At 63.2% G+C, this 13214-nt stretch carries 16 protein-coding genes, 1 other RNA gene and 1 pseudogene; 10 read left to right on the top strand and 8 right to left on the bottom strand.

The features are described 5' to 3' along the window. Positions 1 to 43: 43 nt before the first annotated feature. The 4 genes from ssrS (at position 44) to AC0L15_RS20080 (ending at position 2627) form a co-directional block, all read left to right on the top strand. Positions 44 to 199: non-coding RNA, 6S RNA (gene ssrS / locus AC0L15_RS20095), on the top strand. Between the two features lie 94 nt (positions 200 to 293). After that, entirely contained in the window at positions 294 to 881 is a 588-nt protein-coding gene (locus AC0L15_RS20090) for a 5-formyltetrahydrofolate cyclo-ligase (protein ID WP_287247047.1), read from the top strand. Between the two features lie 81 nt (positions 882 to 962). Beyond that, on the top strand, positions 963 to 1787 hold the full coding sequence (locus AC0L15_RS20085) for a TIGR00282 family metallophosphoesterase (protein ID WP_023800020.1): 825 nt from the start codon (positions 963 to 965) through the stop codon (positions 1785 to 1787). 72 nt (positions 1788 to 1859) lie between these two features. Then, positions 1860 to 2627, top strand: coding sequence for a TerC family protein (locus AC0L15_RS20080; protein ID WP_287247048.1), 768 nt, complete (start codon positions 1860 to 1862; stop codon positions 2625 to 2627). A 304-nt stretch (positions 2628 to 2931) separates the two neighbouring features. On the opposite strand, the gene AC0L15_RS20075 is transcribed toward AC0L15_RS20080, so the two are convergent. The 3 genes from AC0L15_RS20075 to AC0L15_RS20065 are packed head-to-tail and all read right to left on the bottom strand — an operon-like array spanning position 2932 to position 4285. Next, the gene (locus AC0L15_RS20075) at positions 2932 to 3396 is read right to left on the bottom strand and encodes an SRPBCC family protein (protein ID WP_287247049.1); all 465 of its coding nucleotides are present in this window, start codon (positions 3394 to 3396) and stop codon (positions 2932 to 2934) included. A 27-nt stretch (positions 3397 to 3423) separates the two neighbouring features. Beyond that, complete coding sequence (locus tag AC0L15_RS20070) at positions 3424 to 3786, bottom strand: hypothetical protein (RefSeq protein ID WP_287247050.1); 363 nt, start codon at positions 3784 to 3786, stop codon at positions 3424 to 3426. 16 nt (positions 3787 to 3802) lie between these two features. Next, positions 3803 to 4285, bottom strand: coding sequence for an SRPBCC domain-containing protein (locus AC0L15_RS20065; RefSeq protein ID WP_287247051.1), 483 nt, complete (start codon positions 4283 to 4285; stop codon positions 3803 to 3805). 51 nt (positions 4286 to 4336) lie between these two features. Here AC0L15_RS20065 and AC0L15_RS20060 point away from each other — a divergent pair, with 51 nt between their 5' ends. The 3 genes from AC0L15_RS20060 to AC0L15_RS20050 all read left to right on the top strand — a co-directional run bounded on the left by AC0L15_RS20060 (position 4337) and on the right by AC0L15_RS20050 (position 6045). Beyond that, on the top strand, positions 4337 to 4660 hold the full coding sequence (locus AC0L15_RS20060; protein WP_287247052.1) for an ArsR/SmtB family transcription factor: 324 nt from the start codon (positions 4337 to 4339) through the stop codon (positions 4658 to 4660). Positions 4661 to 4884: 224 nt separating this feature from the next. Then, positions 4885 to 5634, top strand: a complete 750-nt coding sequence (locus AC0L15_RS20055; protein ID WP_023800014.1) for a YebC/PmpR family DNA-binding transcriptional regulator — start codon at positions 4885 to 4887, stop codon at positions 5632 to 5634. A gap of 84 nt (positions 5635 to 5718) precedes the next feature. Then, positions 5719 to 6045 (top strand): Rdx family protein, encoded by a 327-nt coding sequence (locus AC0L15_RS20050; protein ID WP_023800013.1) that lies wholly within the window; start codon positions 5719 to 5721, stop codon positions 6043 to 6045. A gap of 29 nt (positions 6046 to 6074) precedes the next feature. Here the strand turns inward: AC0L15_RS20050 and AC0L15_RS20045 are convergent, their stop codons facing one another. Next, positions 6075 to 6554 (bottom strand): anthrone oxygenase family protein, encoded by a 480-nt coding sequence (locus tag AC0L15_RS20045; protein ID WP_287247053.1) that lies wholly within the window; start codon positions 6552 to 6554, stop codon positions 6075 to 6077. 1 nt (position 6555) lies between these two features. Next, the gene (locus AC0L15_RS20040) at positions 6556 to 7389 is read right to left on the bottom strand and encodes a Rossmann-fold NAD(P)-binding domain-containing protein (protein ID WP_287247054.1); all 834 of its coding nucleotides are present in this window, start codon (positions 7387 to 7389) and stop codon (positions 6556 to 6558) included. Positions 7390 to 7501: 112 nt separating this feature from the next. Here AC0L15_RS20040 and AC0L15_RS20035 point away from each other — a divergent pair, with 112 nt between their 5' ends. Next, positions 7502 to 8143: a TetR/AcrR family transcriptional regulator gene (locus AC0L15_RS20035; RefSeq protein ID WP_287247055.1), complete on the top strand. Its 642-nt coding sequence runs from the start codon at positions 7502 to 7504 to the stop codon at positions 8141 to 8143. 67 nt (positions 8144 to 8210) lie between these two features. On the opposite strand, the gene rpmE is transcribed toward AC0L15_RS20035, so the two are convergent. Then, complete coding sequence (rpmE, locus tag AC0L15_RS20030) at positions 8211 to 8432, bottom strand: 50S ribosomal protein L31 (protein WP_006327661.1); 222 nt, start codon at positions 8430 to 8432, stop codon at positions 8211 to 8213. Between the two features lie 206 nt (positions 8433 to 8638). On the opposite strand from rpmE, the gene AC0L15_RS20025 reads away from it, so the two are divergent. Next, positions 8639 to 10441 carry an ABC transporter transmembrane domain-containing protein gene (locus AC0L15_RS20025; protein WP_287247056.1) on the top strand — a complete coding sequence of 601 codons (1803 nt, stop codon included), beginning with the start codon at positions 8639 to 8641 and terminating at the stop codon, positions 10439 to 10441. Positions 10442 to 10534: 93 nt separating this feature from the next. Here AC0L15_RS20025 and AC0L15_RS20020 read toward each other — a convergent pair whose 3' ends face one another. Continuing rightward, positions 10535 to 12034, bottom strand: coding sequence for a carboxypeptidase M32 (locus AC0L15_RS20020; protein ID WP_287247057.1), 1500 nt, complete (start codon positions 12032 to 12034; stop codon positions 10535 to 10537). Positions 12035 to 12216: 182 nt separating this feature from the next. Here AC0L15_RS20020 and AC0L15_RS20015 point away from each other — a divergent pair. After that, positions 12217 to 12569: pseudogene (locus AC0L15_RS20015) on the top strand (DUF1304 domain-containing protein). Between the two features lie 122 nt (positions 12570 to 12691). On the opposite strand, the gene AC0L15_RS20010 reads toward AC0L15_RS20015, so the two are convergent. Beyond that, positions 12692 to 13090, bottom strand: a complete 399-nt coding sequence (locus tag AC0L15_RS20010; RefSeq protein WP_287247059.1) for a hypothetical protein — start codon at positions 13088 to 13090, stop codon at positions 12692 to 12694. Positions 13091 to 13214: the final 124 nt, after the last annotated feature.

Raw genomic sequence — 13214 nt, 5'->3', positions numbered from 1 at the left:
CGTCTCTCTGGCGCTTGGCCTGTCATCGGCCTATATTGGGCGTGACGGTCTGCGCTTCCCGGCAGGAGAACATTTTCCCCGGGGCCTTAATGATCCCTAGGGAGCTGTCCCTGGGAAGACCCGTGGGTTTTCTCATACGGCGCCCACCTACTTTGTAGGTTCCCGGGATCGCTCTCTCCACCGGTTGTGTGGATCGTCACTCGACGCAAAGGATCCACGCCTCGGTGGATCATGCGGTGGAAAACGTCGCTCCTAAAACTCCATCCAAATCTGACCTTTTCTATCGTCGGCGCATGACATCCTCGAAAGACCTTAAAAACCATTTGCGACGCGAAGCACTCGGGCGCCGCGATGCGCTCGATCCGTTCTGGCGGGTGGAGGCAGCGCTCGAAATGGCAGAGACGGCGCGGGACAGCATTGCGATAGAACCGGGCCAGATCGTCTCCGGCTTCTGGCCGATGCGCTCGGAAGTCGACGTCCGGCCGCTGATGTTCGCCTTGCGCGAAAAAGGTGCACGGCTTTGCCTGCCGGCGATTCTCGACAAGACCACCATCGTCTTTCGCGAACTGGTGCGCGGCGCGCCGATGATCGACATGGGGTTCGGCACCGTCGGGCCGCATGAGGAGGCCGAGGTGCTCGATCCCCAGGTGATGCTGGTGCCGCTCGCGGCTTTCGACGCGCGCGGCCACCGCATTGGCTATGGCGCCGGCTATTACGACCGTGCCATCGCGCGGCTGGTCGACAAGGGGCAGCCGCTGCGGCTGATCGGCATTGCTTTCGACTGCCAGCAGGTGGCGCTAGTGCCGGACGAGCCGCATGACGTGACCATTCCGGAAATACTCACCGAGAGCGGGTTGCGCCGGTTCGCGCCGAAATTGTAGATAAGTTCCTGGACGCATGGTCTTTTCCGGAAGTCATGCAGCTTTTTGCTTCGCTGACCTTCGGTTCGGGATCATGTTTAGATGAGACTTCTCTTCCTCGGCGATATGGTCGGCAAGACGGGACGCACGGCGGTGTGGGAACAACTGCCCGGCCTGATCTCGGATTTCAAACTCGACTTCGTCATCGTCAATGGCGAGAACGCCGCCGGCGGCTTCGGCATTACCGAAGAGATCTTTCGCGAGACGATCTCGGCGGGCGCCGACGTCGTCACAACCGGCAATCATGTCTGGGACCAGCGCGATGCGCTGGCTTTCGCGCCGCGCGAGGAACGCTTTCTGCGTCCGTCCAATTTCCCCAAGGGCACGCCGGGGCGGGGCTCGGGCGTCTACATCGCCAGGAACGGCGCGCGCGTTCTGGTCGCCAACATCATGGGCCGGGTGTTCATGCATCCTGAACTCGACGATCCGTTTCAGGCCGGCGAGCGCGAGCTTGCCGCCTGCCCGCTTGGCGAGCAGGCCGATGCGGTGGTCATCGATTTCCATGCCGAGGCGACCTCTGAAAAAATGTGCTTTGCGCACTTCGTCGACGGCCGCGCCAGCCTGGTTGTCGGCACCCACACGCATCAGCCGACCGGCGACCACCATATCCTCAACGGCGGCACCGGCTATATCTCAGACGCCGGCATGTGCGGCGACTATGATTCTTCGCTCGGCATGGACAAGGAGGAGCCGCTCAACCGGTTTCTGTCGAAGGTGCCGAAAGGGCGCTTCGAGGCGGCGAGCGGCCCGGCGACATTGTGCGGCGTCGGCGTCGACATTTCGGATCGCAGCGGCCTGACCGAGCGGATTGCGCCGTTTCGCCGCGGGCCGCGGCTCGAAGAAACCGCGCCCTCGTTCTGGTCATGACATTGATGTAAGCGATTGTAGTACCTAATTGCCGGCCACGCCTGCTTCAGATCGTAAGAGGGGACGACCTCCATGCAGCTCATCGAATTCCTGGCGCCACATTTCGCCTTTGTCTCCGATCCGACTGCATGGGTCGCGTTGCTGACGCTGATTGTGTTGGAGGTCGTGCTCGGCATCGACAATCTGATCTTCATCTCGATCCTGACCAACAAATTGCCGGAGGCGCAGAGGGCCCGCGCCCGGCGGCTCGGCATTTCTGCCGCGCTGATCATGCGGCTGGTGCTGCTTGCCACCATCTCGATCATCGTCCAGTTGACGACACCGGTGTTCACCGCTTTCGGCCATGGCTTTTCGTGGCGCGATCTGATCCTGATCGCCGGCGGCCTGTTCCTCGTCTGGAAGGCGACCAAGGAGATCCACCACACGGTCGATCTCGAGGATCACCAGGACACGATGATGGGTGAGACGCTGCAGCTTTCGCTGGGCGGCGCCATCTTCCAGATCCTGCTGCTCGACCTCGTCTTTTCGATCGATTCGATCATCACCGCGGTCGGCATGACCGACGAGATCGCCATCATGTATATCGCCGTGATCGTGGCAGTCACCGTGATGATGCTGGCGGCCGGACCGCTCGCCAACTTCATCGCCAAGAACCCCAGCATCGTCATGCTGGCGCTGAGCTTCCTGCTGATGATCGGCATGACGCTGATCGCCGACGGCATGGGCTTCCATGTGCCGAAGGGCTACATCTACGCCGCCATGGGTTTTTCCGCCCTTGTCGAGGGCCTCAACATGCTGGCGCGACGTCGGAGGAAGGCAAAGGCCGGCGCGGGGCACTGAGGTTGGCGGGGCGAAGCGACGGCGCGAAGGCCTGAGCTCTGCCTCACTTGTCGCGGCCATGCAGAACCTTTGAGACGTCGGAGGGACAGCACCCTGGACAGCACCCCCTCTGTCCTGCCGGACATCTCCCCCTCAAGGAGGGAGATTGGCAGTTTTAGCGCTCCGCTCGTCCTGCACCGTTGGAGATTGGCGAAAGCCTCAGCGACATCCGATCTCCCCCCTTGCGGGCCCTTGCGGGGGAGATGTCCGGCAGGACAGAGGGGTGGGAAGGATCGCTGCAGAACGGCTTTTTGCATCCAGTGAATTAAGCGGTCGGCGTGCCCTTCGGATGACGGTCGCCGATCAGGCCAAGCGTCAAGCCTTGCTCCAACCAGGCCTTGGCGCCGGCGAGCACCAGCGCGAAACCATCGGTCGAGCCGATCGCCTGCTTGACCTGTTCATCGGTGCTGCCGGCAAAACCGAAATTGCGAACCTCGACAAAGGTGCCGCCCTGCATCTCGGTAAAAGTCCAGACCACCGTGGTCGGCGAATCGCTCCATTGCATGACGATCTTTTCGTTCGTGACGAACTCGCTGACCGTGACCGGCGTCGAAACGCCATACATCCGCCACTCCCAGCGAACTTCCTTGCGGCTGTCCAACCTGCCGCTGCCGTGGGTGAACCAGAATTTCGTCGTGATCGCCGGATCGACGATGGCTTCGAACACTTCTGCGACCGGCCGCCGGATCAGCATGCCGGCTTCGGCGGTCGGTGTCTCACGGATGTCCATTTCGTCCTCCTTCCGAACCGGTCTCCGTCACCAGGCGTCGGGTTCGCGCACCAGGTGAATGATGTTGGCCGGATTGATGATCCAGCCGCCACGAAAACCTTCGCCGAGCGCCTCGATGGCGTCGCAGCGCACAACACCGGCTTTGGCGAGATGATCGGCGGCGGCCGGAAAATCGTCGGTGAACAGTTCCAGCCAGATCTCGGCCTGGCTCAGCATCGGCGCTTCGTCGATCCACAGGCGATTGGGGCCGAGCTCGAAACCGATGGCGGGCGCCTTGGCCGTGAACGGTTTTAGGCCGACAACATCGCGGTAGAAGGCGATCGTCTCCTGGTGTTGGTGGGGCGGCACTTTCATGGCGATGTTGATGCCGCCGGTGATTTTCGCAGCCATACTTTCCTCCGTCTTCTCAGATATTGTCTTCATTGGCGGGCTCGCCCTTCATCTCGCTGCGATAGTAGCCGTCGCGCAAATTGATGCCGTATTCGACATAGGCCTTCATGCAGGCCAGCATCTGCGACCAGCCCTCGCAATTGAGGTAGGACTTCTTCAGGCCGACCGCGTCCTCGTGCCAGCCGGCCTCGGCGATGGTGACGAAGGTGCCGCCGTCGTCCAGCGGCTCGAAATTCATCTCGATGCGCGTCTTGTAGGCCGGCTTGCCGTCGGCGTCGGTGGCGTCCCAGCGCAGCGCGATGCGGTTGTCTTTCTCCACCTCGTCGACCTCGACCGGGACCTTGCCCCACCAGATGACCCTGGCGCCGGCCACCAGCGGGGCACTGGCGCCGCCGATGGTGGTGAAATAGCCGCTGAGCTTGTTCGGATTGGTGACCGCATCGAAGACTTCGGCAACCGGTTTGCCGATGCGGCCCGAAACTCTGAATCCAAGAGACATATCCACAGCTCCTTCCTTGATCGGGTCGATATTATGTTATAAAAATATAACATGTCAAGCAAGGCGCAGCACGACAATGTTTTCAAGGCGCTGGCGCATCCCCGCCGGCGCGCGCTGCTCGACGAGCTAAAGGACGCGCCGCGGACCACCGGCATGCTGTGCGATGCCTTTCCCGACATGGACCGCTGCACCGTCATGCTGCATCTGAAAGTGCTGAAGGAAGCCGATCTGGTGGTGGCGCGGCGCGAGGGGCGCGAACGCTGGAACCATCTCAACGCGCTGCCGATCAAGCAGATCCACGACCGCTGGATCAGCCAGTACGCCACGCATGCGATCAGCATTCTCGACCGGCTGAAATCCGATCTGGAGGGGTGAGCGTTCGCAGGAAAGCAGTTGGCGGTAACGTTGCCGCACCGCCCTTACGGCGCGGCTGGACGAATTGAGCCGATTTATCTATAAGCCGGCCATTCCGAGATAGAGCGCCGCACGTCCATCCGGACGCAGCAGGGACGTTCTGAAATTTAAGTTCGAGCATTTTGGCAAAGGCGAGGTGACTACCTCGCTGCAGGATGCTCTGCCAAGAAAACGACAGGGGTGCCATGGCTGGCCATTCACAGTTCAAGAACATCATGCACCGCAAGGGCCGCCAGGATGCGGTGCGGTCGAAAATGTTTTCCAAGCTGGCGCGCGAAATAACCGTCGCCGCCAAGAGCGGCACGCCGGATCCGTCGATGAACCCGCGCCTGCGTCTTGCCGTGCAGAACGCCAAGGCGGTGTCGATGCCGAAAGACAACATCCAGCGCGCCATCAACAAGGCATCGATGGGCGACGCCGAGACTTACGAAGCCGTGCGCTACGAAGGCTACGGGCCAGGCGGCGTCGCGCTGATCGTCGAGGCGCTGACCGACAACCGCAACCGCTCGGCGTCGAATGTGCGCGCCGCCTTCACCAAGGCCGGCGGGGCGATGGGCGAAACCGGCTCGGTGTCGTTCATGTGGGACCGTGTCGGCGAGATCTTCTATCCGGCGTCGGTCGGCAGCGCCGAGAAGGTCATGGACGCGGCGATCGAGGCCGGGGCCGACGACGTCCAGTCGGACGAGGAAGGCCACACGATCTATTGCGCTTTCGAGAACCTCGGCGAAGTATCGAAGGCGCTGGAAGGCGCGCTCGGCGAGGCTGAATCGGTGAAGCCGATCTGGAAGCCGCAGACCAACATTGCGGTCGATGAGGAGCGGGCACAGTCGCTGATGAAGTTGGTCGCCACGCTCGAGGACGATGACGACGTGCAGAGCGTCTACGCCAATTTCGAGGTCGACGACGAGACCATGGCGAAGCTCAGCGCGGCATGAGCACAGCTCAACCAGACATGAGCGGAGTTCAGTCCGATATTTGAGCGGAGCTTAATCTGAGATATGAGCGGAACTCAATCTGACATGACCGAAAAGCCGTTGCCCCAGGTCCGCATCACCTATTGCGCGCAGTGCCACTGGCTGCTGCGGGCCGGCTGGATGGCGCAGGAGCTGCTGTCGACCTTCGCAACGGATCTGGGCGAGGTCACGCTGGTGCCCGGCACCGGCGGCATCTTCACCATTTCCTGCAACGAGACACTGGTCTGGGACCGCAAGCGCGACGGCGGCTTTCCCGATGCCGCAAGGCTCAAGCAACTGGTTCGCGACGTGATCGACCCGGACCGCGATCTCGGCCATGCCGACCGCAAGAGCGACAAGTCAAAAGATACCCCGTCAAAAGACCCTGCCTGACGCAAGGTCTTTTAGACTTCTGCCCTCGTTCACCGCCACGCCACGATGAAGCAGGCCAGCGCGACGATGGCGGTGGTGGTACGGACGTGGTTCCACATCACCCAGTCCCTGAGATAGGTGGCCCAAACGGCGGCGCCGTTGGCGCTTGCCGGATCGACGGCGGCCAGCGCGTTGTTGAGCGGCACGTTGAAGATCATCGTCACGATCAGGTTGCCGACGAGGTAGATCAGGGCGCCGGCGAGAAGCCACAACGAGCCTGGTTGGCCCCAGCCGATGACAGCGCCGACGACGAGGACGAGGCAGATCAGCCCGGTGCCGAAAAGCGCGGCCATGAACATCGGCGTCACCGCAGTGATGTTGATCGAATTCATGGCGGCGATGCCGCCCGCGGCAGGCATGCGGGCGAGGCCCGGCATGACGAAGCTGGAAAAGGCGAAGAAGACACCAGCGACGACGCCCGAGCCGAGCGCGGCGATGAAGGTGAGGCTGGGAAGCAGTTTCATGATCATGTCAGTCACTCCATATGCTCGTACCAGCGGTTTCGGTTGCATAGGCGGAAAAGTCCTTTGGGGCGCGGCCGAGCACGCGCTCGACGCCGTCGGTCAGCGCCTCGTTGCGACCGTCGAGCACCTCGGTGAACAGCTCGTTGAGCAGCCAGGCGAACTCGGCCGGCAACTCGTATCCGGCTACTGCGGCGGTGAACTCGGCATGCGAAATCCTGACAAAGCGGATGTCGCGGCCGGTCGCCTTGCCGATCTCGGCGACCGCGTCGGCGAAGCTCAGCAGACGCGGCCCGGTCAGCTCGTAAAGCTGGCCGACATGGCCTTGCCGGGTAAGCACCGTCACGGCGGCGTCGGCAATGTCGTCGGCATCGACGAACGGTTCTCCGACAGTGCCGACCGGCAAGGCCACCTCACCGGCGAGCAGCGGATCGAGCAAAAAACTCTCGCTGAAATTCTGGGAGAACCAGGCGCAGCGCAGGATCGTCCAGTCGGCGCCTGAGGCTTTCAGCATCTCTTCGGCTCGTTGCGCTTCGGTTTCGCCGCGCCCCGACAGCAGCACCAGTCGGTTGACGCCACGTTCCACGGCAAGACGCGAGAAGGCGCCGACCGCTTCGGCCGCACCGGGCACCGCAAGATCGGGATAGTAGCTGATGTAGACGGCACCGACACCATTGAGCGCGGGTTCCCAGGTCGTATCGTCTTCCCAGTCGAAGGGCGGGGTGCCCGAGCGCGAGCCGATCCGTACTGGCAGGCCCTGCGCCGTCAGCCGGTCCGCGAGACGACGGCCGGTTTTGCCGGTGCCGCCGAGGATCAAAATCGGTTTTGCTGCTGTGTCGATCATGGCGATTTTCCTTTGCTCACAAACATGAGTGATCCTCACATTTGCAAAACGTGATAAACCCTCGTATTTTGTGAGTCAAGCCAGTTTGTTGATCATTCGCCAGGAGACAGTGATGGAAGGCTCGACCGTAGCGGGTTCACAGGATGGCCAGATCGCATCGCCGCGCCGGGCGCCCAGCCAGCAGCGCAGCCGCGAGCGGGTCGAGCGGATGCTGGCCGCCGCCTCTGCGCTGATCGCCGAGCAAGGCAGCGACGTCATGCGCATGGGCGAAGTTGCGGAACGGGCCGGCGTGTCGATCGGCTCGCTCTACCAGTTCTTCCCGGACAAGCGGGCGATCATCTGGACGCTGGCCGAGCGCCACACCGCCGAAAGCCAGGCCTGCATCGCGGCAGCGCTTGCACAGGTCAGCGACGCCGAAGGGCTGCGGCGGGCATTTTCCGAGCTGGTGGATATCTATTACGGGCTGTTCCTGGCCGAGCCGGTGATGCGCGACATCTGGTCGGGCACACAGGCCGACAAGGCGCTGCGCGAACTCGAGCTCGCCGACAGCCGGGCCAACGCCGAATTCCTCACCGCGGTGCTGAAGCGGCTGCGGCCCACCGCCGATCCGGCGGCGCTGGAAACGACGGCGCTTCTCATCTGGCAGATGGGCGAGGCCACCATGCGGCTGGCGATCTCGGTCGGTCGAAAGGAAGGCGACGACCTGGTCGCCGCCTACAAGCGGATGGCGCTGCGCGAACTGGTCGACCAATAGAGCCGCACTTCCAACAAAAAACCCGCCACGAGGGCGGGTTTCTTCGATCCGAAAAATAGCTTGCGGCCTACAGCCCAAAACCTTCGAAACGCTTCTTGAACTTCGACAGGCGGCCGCCGCGGTCGAGCAGGGTCTGCTGGCCGCCGGTCCAGGCCGGATGGGTGGTCGGGTCGATGTCGAGGTTCATCGTATCGCCTTCCTTGCCCCAGGTCGAACGGGTCATGTATTCGGTGCCGTCGGTCATGACGACCTTGATGGTGTGGTAGTCGGGATGGATATCGGTCTTCATTGTGCTATTCCTGGTTCGCCGGCGCCGCTGACGGGCATAAAGCCTGCGTCGATGCGCCCCTTTTTAAAACTCGAAGCCGCAGCTATTGAGGAGCCACGGCTTTTAAAAACGGTCGGCGAGCCTATACATCAGCCGGAATTGAATCACAAGGCCGCGGTAAGCGCATATTGAGGCGCATGCCCAGAAGGCGGCCAGAGGAAACGGTCATGGCGCATACAAGCGGCGATGCAGACGAGCGTAGGCGCTCGCTCAAGCCGCTGCGGCGCCTGTTCCCCTACATCACCCGCTACCGGAAAATGGTCATTGGCGCGGTCGTCTCGCTGACCGTTGCTGCGGCGACGACGCTGGCGCTGCCGCTGGCCGTGCGGCGCATGATCGACCATGGCTTTTCCGCTTCCGATTCCATTTTCATCGCCGAGTATTTCGCCATGCTCGTGGTGATGGCTGCCTTGCTCGCCGCGGCGTCGGCCAGCCGCTATTATTTCGTCATCACGCTGGGCGAGCGCGTCGTCGCCGACATCCGCAGCGACGTGTTCCGCCATGTTACGACGCTGTCGCCATCCTTCTTCGACACTGCACAGTCGGGCGAGATCGTCTCGCGGCTAGCCGCCGACACGACGCAGGTCAAGTCAGCAGTCGGAGCCACCGCATCGGTGGCGCTGCGCAATGTCATCCTGGGCCTCGGCGCAGTGGCGATGATGATCTTCACAAGCCCGAAACTGTCGGGCCTCGTCATCGCCGCCATTCCGGTGATCGTGCTGCCGCTGGTCGCCTTCGGCCGCTCGGTGCGGCGCAAATCGCGGCTGGCGCAGGACACACTGGCCGACGCCACGGCCTACGCCAGCGAGCAGATCGGCGCGGTGCGTACACTGCAGGCCTTCACCAATGAGAAGCTGGTCACCGGGCATTTTTCAGCTGCCGTGGAAGCCGCTTTCGCGGCGGCGCGGTCCTCGATCTTTGCCCGCTCCTTCCTCACCTTCTTCGCCATCTTCATGATCTTTTCCTCGGTGGTGGCGGTGCTGTGGTTCGGCTCGCGCGATGTGCTCGACGGCACGCTGTCGCCGGGCACGCTCGGCCAATTCCTGCTCTATTCGGTGTTCGCCGCCGGCGCGCTCGGCGCGCTGTCGGAAGTGTGGGGCGAGCTTTCTCAAGCCGCCGGTGCTGCCGAACGGCTGACCGAGATCCTGGCCGAGAAGCCCGCGATCCAGGCCCCCGCGCATCCGAAACTGCTGCCGGCGACGGCCAGAGGCGCAATCAGTTTCGACGACGTGTCCTTCTCCTACCCGGCCGGGCCCGACCGCGCTGCCGTCCACGGCCTGAGTTTCCAGGTCAAGCCCGGCGAGACGGTGGCGATCGTCGGCCCGTCCGGCGCCGGCAAGAGCACCGTCTTTTCGCTGCTTTTGCGCTTCTACGACCCCGAGACCGGCAAGATCATGATCGACGGCGTCAATGTGCGCGAGGCCGACCCCGTCGCCATCCGAGAGCGAATCGCCATCGTGCCGCAGGACGTCACCATCTTCGCGGCCAGCGCGCGCGACAATATCGGCTTCGGCCGTCCGGACGCCAGCCAGGCCGAGATCGAGGCGGCGGCCAGGGATGCGCTTGCCGACGAGTTCATCCTGAAACTCGAGAAAGGCTATGACAGCCAGGTCGGCGAGCGCGGCGTGACCTTGTCCGGCGGCCAGCGCCAGCGCGTGGCGATTGCCCGCGCGATACTGCGCGATGCGCCGATCCTGCTGCTCGACGAGGCAACCTCGGCACTGGACGCCGAAAGCGAGACGCTGGTGCAGACGGCGCTGGAGCGGCTGATGCAGGACCGCACCACGATCGTCATCGCCCACCGGCTGGCGACGGTGCTGAAGGCGGACCGGATCCTGGTCATGGATGGCGGCTGCATCGTCGAGGAAGGCACCCACCAGAGCCTCGTCGCCAAGGGCGGCATCTATGCGCGGCTGGCCAAGCTGCAATTCGAAACCGGGGCGAACGCTTTCAGGGGCGCCGCGGAGTAGTAGGACGACGCTGCCAAACGGCTTCGTCTTTTGCAAATGGCGCTGGTCGGCAGTGACGAAATTGCCGCGGTGTTCGATGCGCTTGAAGATATGTCAGGCGCCCTTCAGCACCTCCCCATAGCGCTTGCGCAAATGCTCGGTGAAATGCGTGGCGTTGAGCTTCTCGCCGGTGGCGCGCTCGAGCAGTTCGGGCGTCGACCAGCGTGAGCCTTGCGACCAGATCCTTTGCCGGCGCCAGTCGTTGATCGCCGCGAAATTTCCCTTGGCGAGGTCTTCGTCGGCGGAGGGATGATCTCTGGTCAGGGCGGCCCATTGCTGCGCCGCCATCATCGCGCCCAGCGTATAAGACGGGAAATAGCCGAACGCAGCACCCGGCCAGTGCACGTCCTGCATCGGCCCGTCGGCCGGGTTGTCGATGGTCGACAGGCCGAGACAGTCGCGCATCTTGGCGTCCCAGGCCTCGGGCAGGTCGGCGGCCTCGAGCCGTCCCGAGACAAGCTCCTGCTCCAGCTCGTAGCGCAGGATGACGTGCAGCGGATAGGTCACCTCGTCGGCGTCGACGCGGATCAGGCCGCGCTCGACCCGGTGTACATGCGGCAGGATGTCTTCGATCGACCAGGCCTCGCCGAGGTGCTTTTCGACCACCGGCCGCGCCCAGCGCCAGAATTCGGGGTTGCGGCCGATCTGCTTCTCGACGAACAGGCTCTGGCTTTCATGCACAGCCATGCCGCGCGCCTTGCCGAGCGGCCAGTGCGCCCACGCCTGCGGCAGGTTCTGTTCGTAAAGCGCGTGGCCGGTCTCGTGCAGCACGCCCATCAGCGCCGACAGGAAATCGGAGGTCTTGTAGCGGGTGGTGATGCGCACGTCGCTCGGCACGCCGCCGCAGAACGGATGATGCGATACCGACAGCGAGCCGTGGGTGAGATCGAAGCCGACCGCCGCCATCATGGCGAGGCCAAGCTCGCGCTGCTTTTCGATCGCATAGCTGCCCGAAAGCGGCTTCAGCGGATGTTTCGCCAGCCGCTTTTCCTGCACGGCCAGTGCCTCTGGCACGAAATCCCTGAGAAAGGTCTTCAACTCGGCGAAGACCGGCGTGATGTCGGCGGCGCGGTTGCCGGGATCATATTGCTCCATCAGCGCGTCGTACGGATGAAGGCCGAGCACCTCGGCCCGAAGGGCTGCTTCCTCGCGCACCAGCGCGACGACGCCTTCGAGCGCCGGCAAGAACCCGGCCCAGTCGTTCTTTGCACGCAAGTCGCGCCACAACTGCTCGGAGCGCATCCGGGCGGTGGTTTGGCGCTCGACGAATTCGACCGGCAGGCAGGTCAGGTTGGTGTATTGCCGCCGGAATTCCTTGACCGCAGCCTGCTGTTCTTCGTTCAGCGTTTCCTGTTCGGCCGCCGCGATCCAGTCGGCGATCTCCGGCGCGGTCGCTCTGGCGTGATGCATGCCGGCCAGCGCCGACATCGCCTCGGCGCGCTTTTCGCCGCCGCCGACGGCCATGTGGGTCGCCTCGTCAGCGCCGAGAATGGCGAGCGCATGCTCCAGTGCTTCGAGCTTGTGGCCGAGGTCGTCGAGTTTTTGAAAGGACATTGTGGCTTCCGCTGAATTTGAACGGCGGGAAAAGATACCAATGCGCTGATATTGGCAACCCTGAAGGCGATAGGGCACATTGGTTGCTGGCCAGGATGCACGCCGCATTGGGTCTTGCAGGAGCGGTGGCGTGCGTGATCAATGTCGCGAGGCGGCGGCGCGTCGCATCGGGGAGACGAAGCATGATCGCCAATGTGCTGGTCGGGTTGGTGGCGCTGATCCACCTTTACATCGTCTATATGGAGATGGTGCTGTGGGACACGCCGCGCGGCCACAAGGCGTTCAAGCTGACGCCGGAATTCGCCAGCGCATCGAAAGTGCTTGCGGCCAACCAGGGGCTCTACAACGGCTTTCTCGCCGCCGGGCTGATCTGGGGGCTTTACCTCGGCGCGGCCGGTTTCCAGATCAAGGTGTTTTTCCTGCTCTGCGTCGCCATCGCCGCCTCTACGGCGCGGCCACAGTCAGCAGGAAAATCCTCTACGTCCAAACCGTGCCCGCTGCAGTTGCTCTGACCGCAGTTTGGCTGGGCGCATAACCCCGAAATCGGACTCGATTTTTGGAAAAGCTCCCTGCCTGGGGCTTTCGGTGCGGAACGGATCTTGCGCAAAATCAACAGATCATGCGCAAGATCAAAGTGCGGCGCTGTAATGGATGATTTCAGCCTTTTGGATAGTTTGGGCCGTAGCCGTTCGGATAGTACCCGCCATCGCCGCCGCTGCCGATGAGGAAGGCGCTGCCGGTGGCAGCCCGCAGCCTTTGGCTCATATGATCGATCTGCGCCAGCATTTTATGATATTGCGTGGCCGGCATCGTTCCATCTCGCGCGGCCCTCTGCGCTGCCCGATCAAGTTGAGCGACCTGCGTGCGCAAGTCACGCGCCTCGTTCGGCTCGACACTGTTCGCCTGCATGGCGGCTCGGATACCGGTATCCACGCTCTCTATCTGGTTGATCAAAGCTGCCACATGCGGGCCGGCGTCGGCGCCAGCAAGCGGAACGGTGACGAGAAGTGCGGCGAGCGTAGCAGTCCTGAGGGTCTTGGGAGTGAAAGAACGCATGTTGCGTCTCCTTTTACAGGGGAGGCGGCGATTGGGAGGGCCACCTTCCGGCCGTGGGCCGTGGGCCGTCGGTTCCGTTGGGTCGCGATGGACGCTTCCACCGCCGGCGGTTCTCGGCCCCGCG

Source organism: Mesorhizobium sp. WSM4846, from assembly GCF_055811415.1.
The sequence above is the reverse complement of the archived record's forward strand: the minus strand, read 5'-3'. Positions and strand labels throughout refer to the sequence as shown.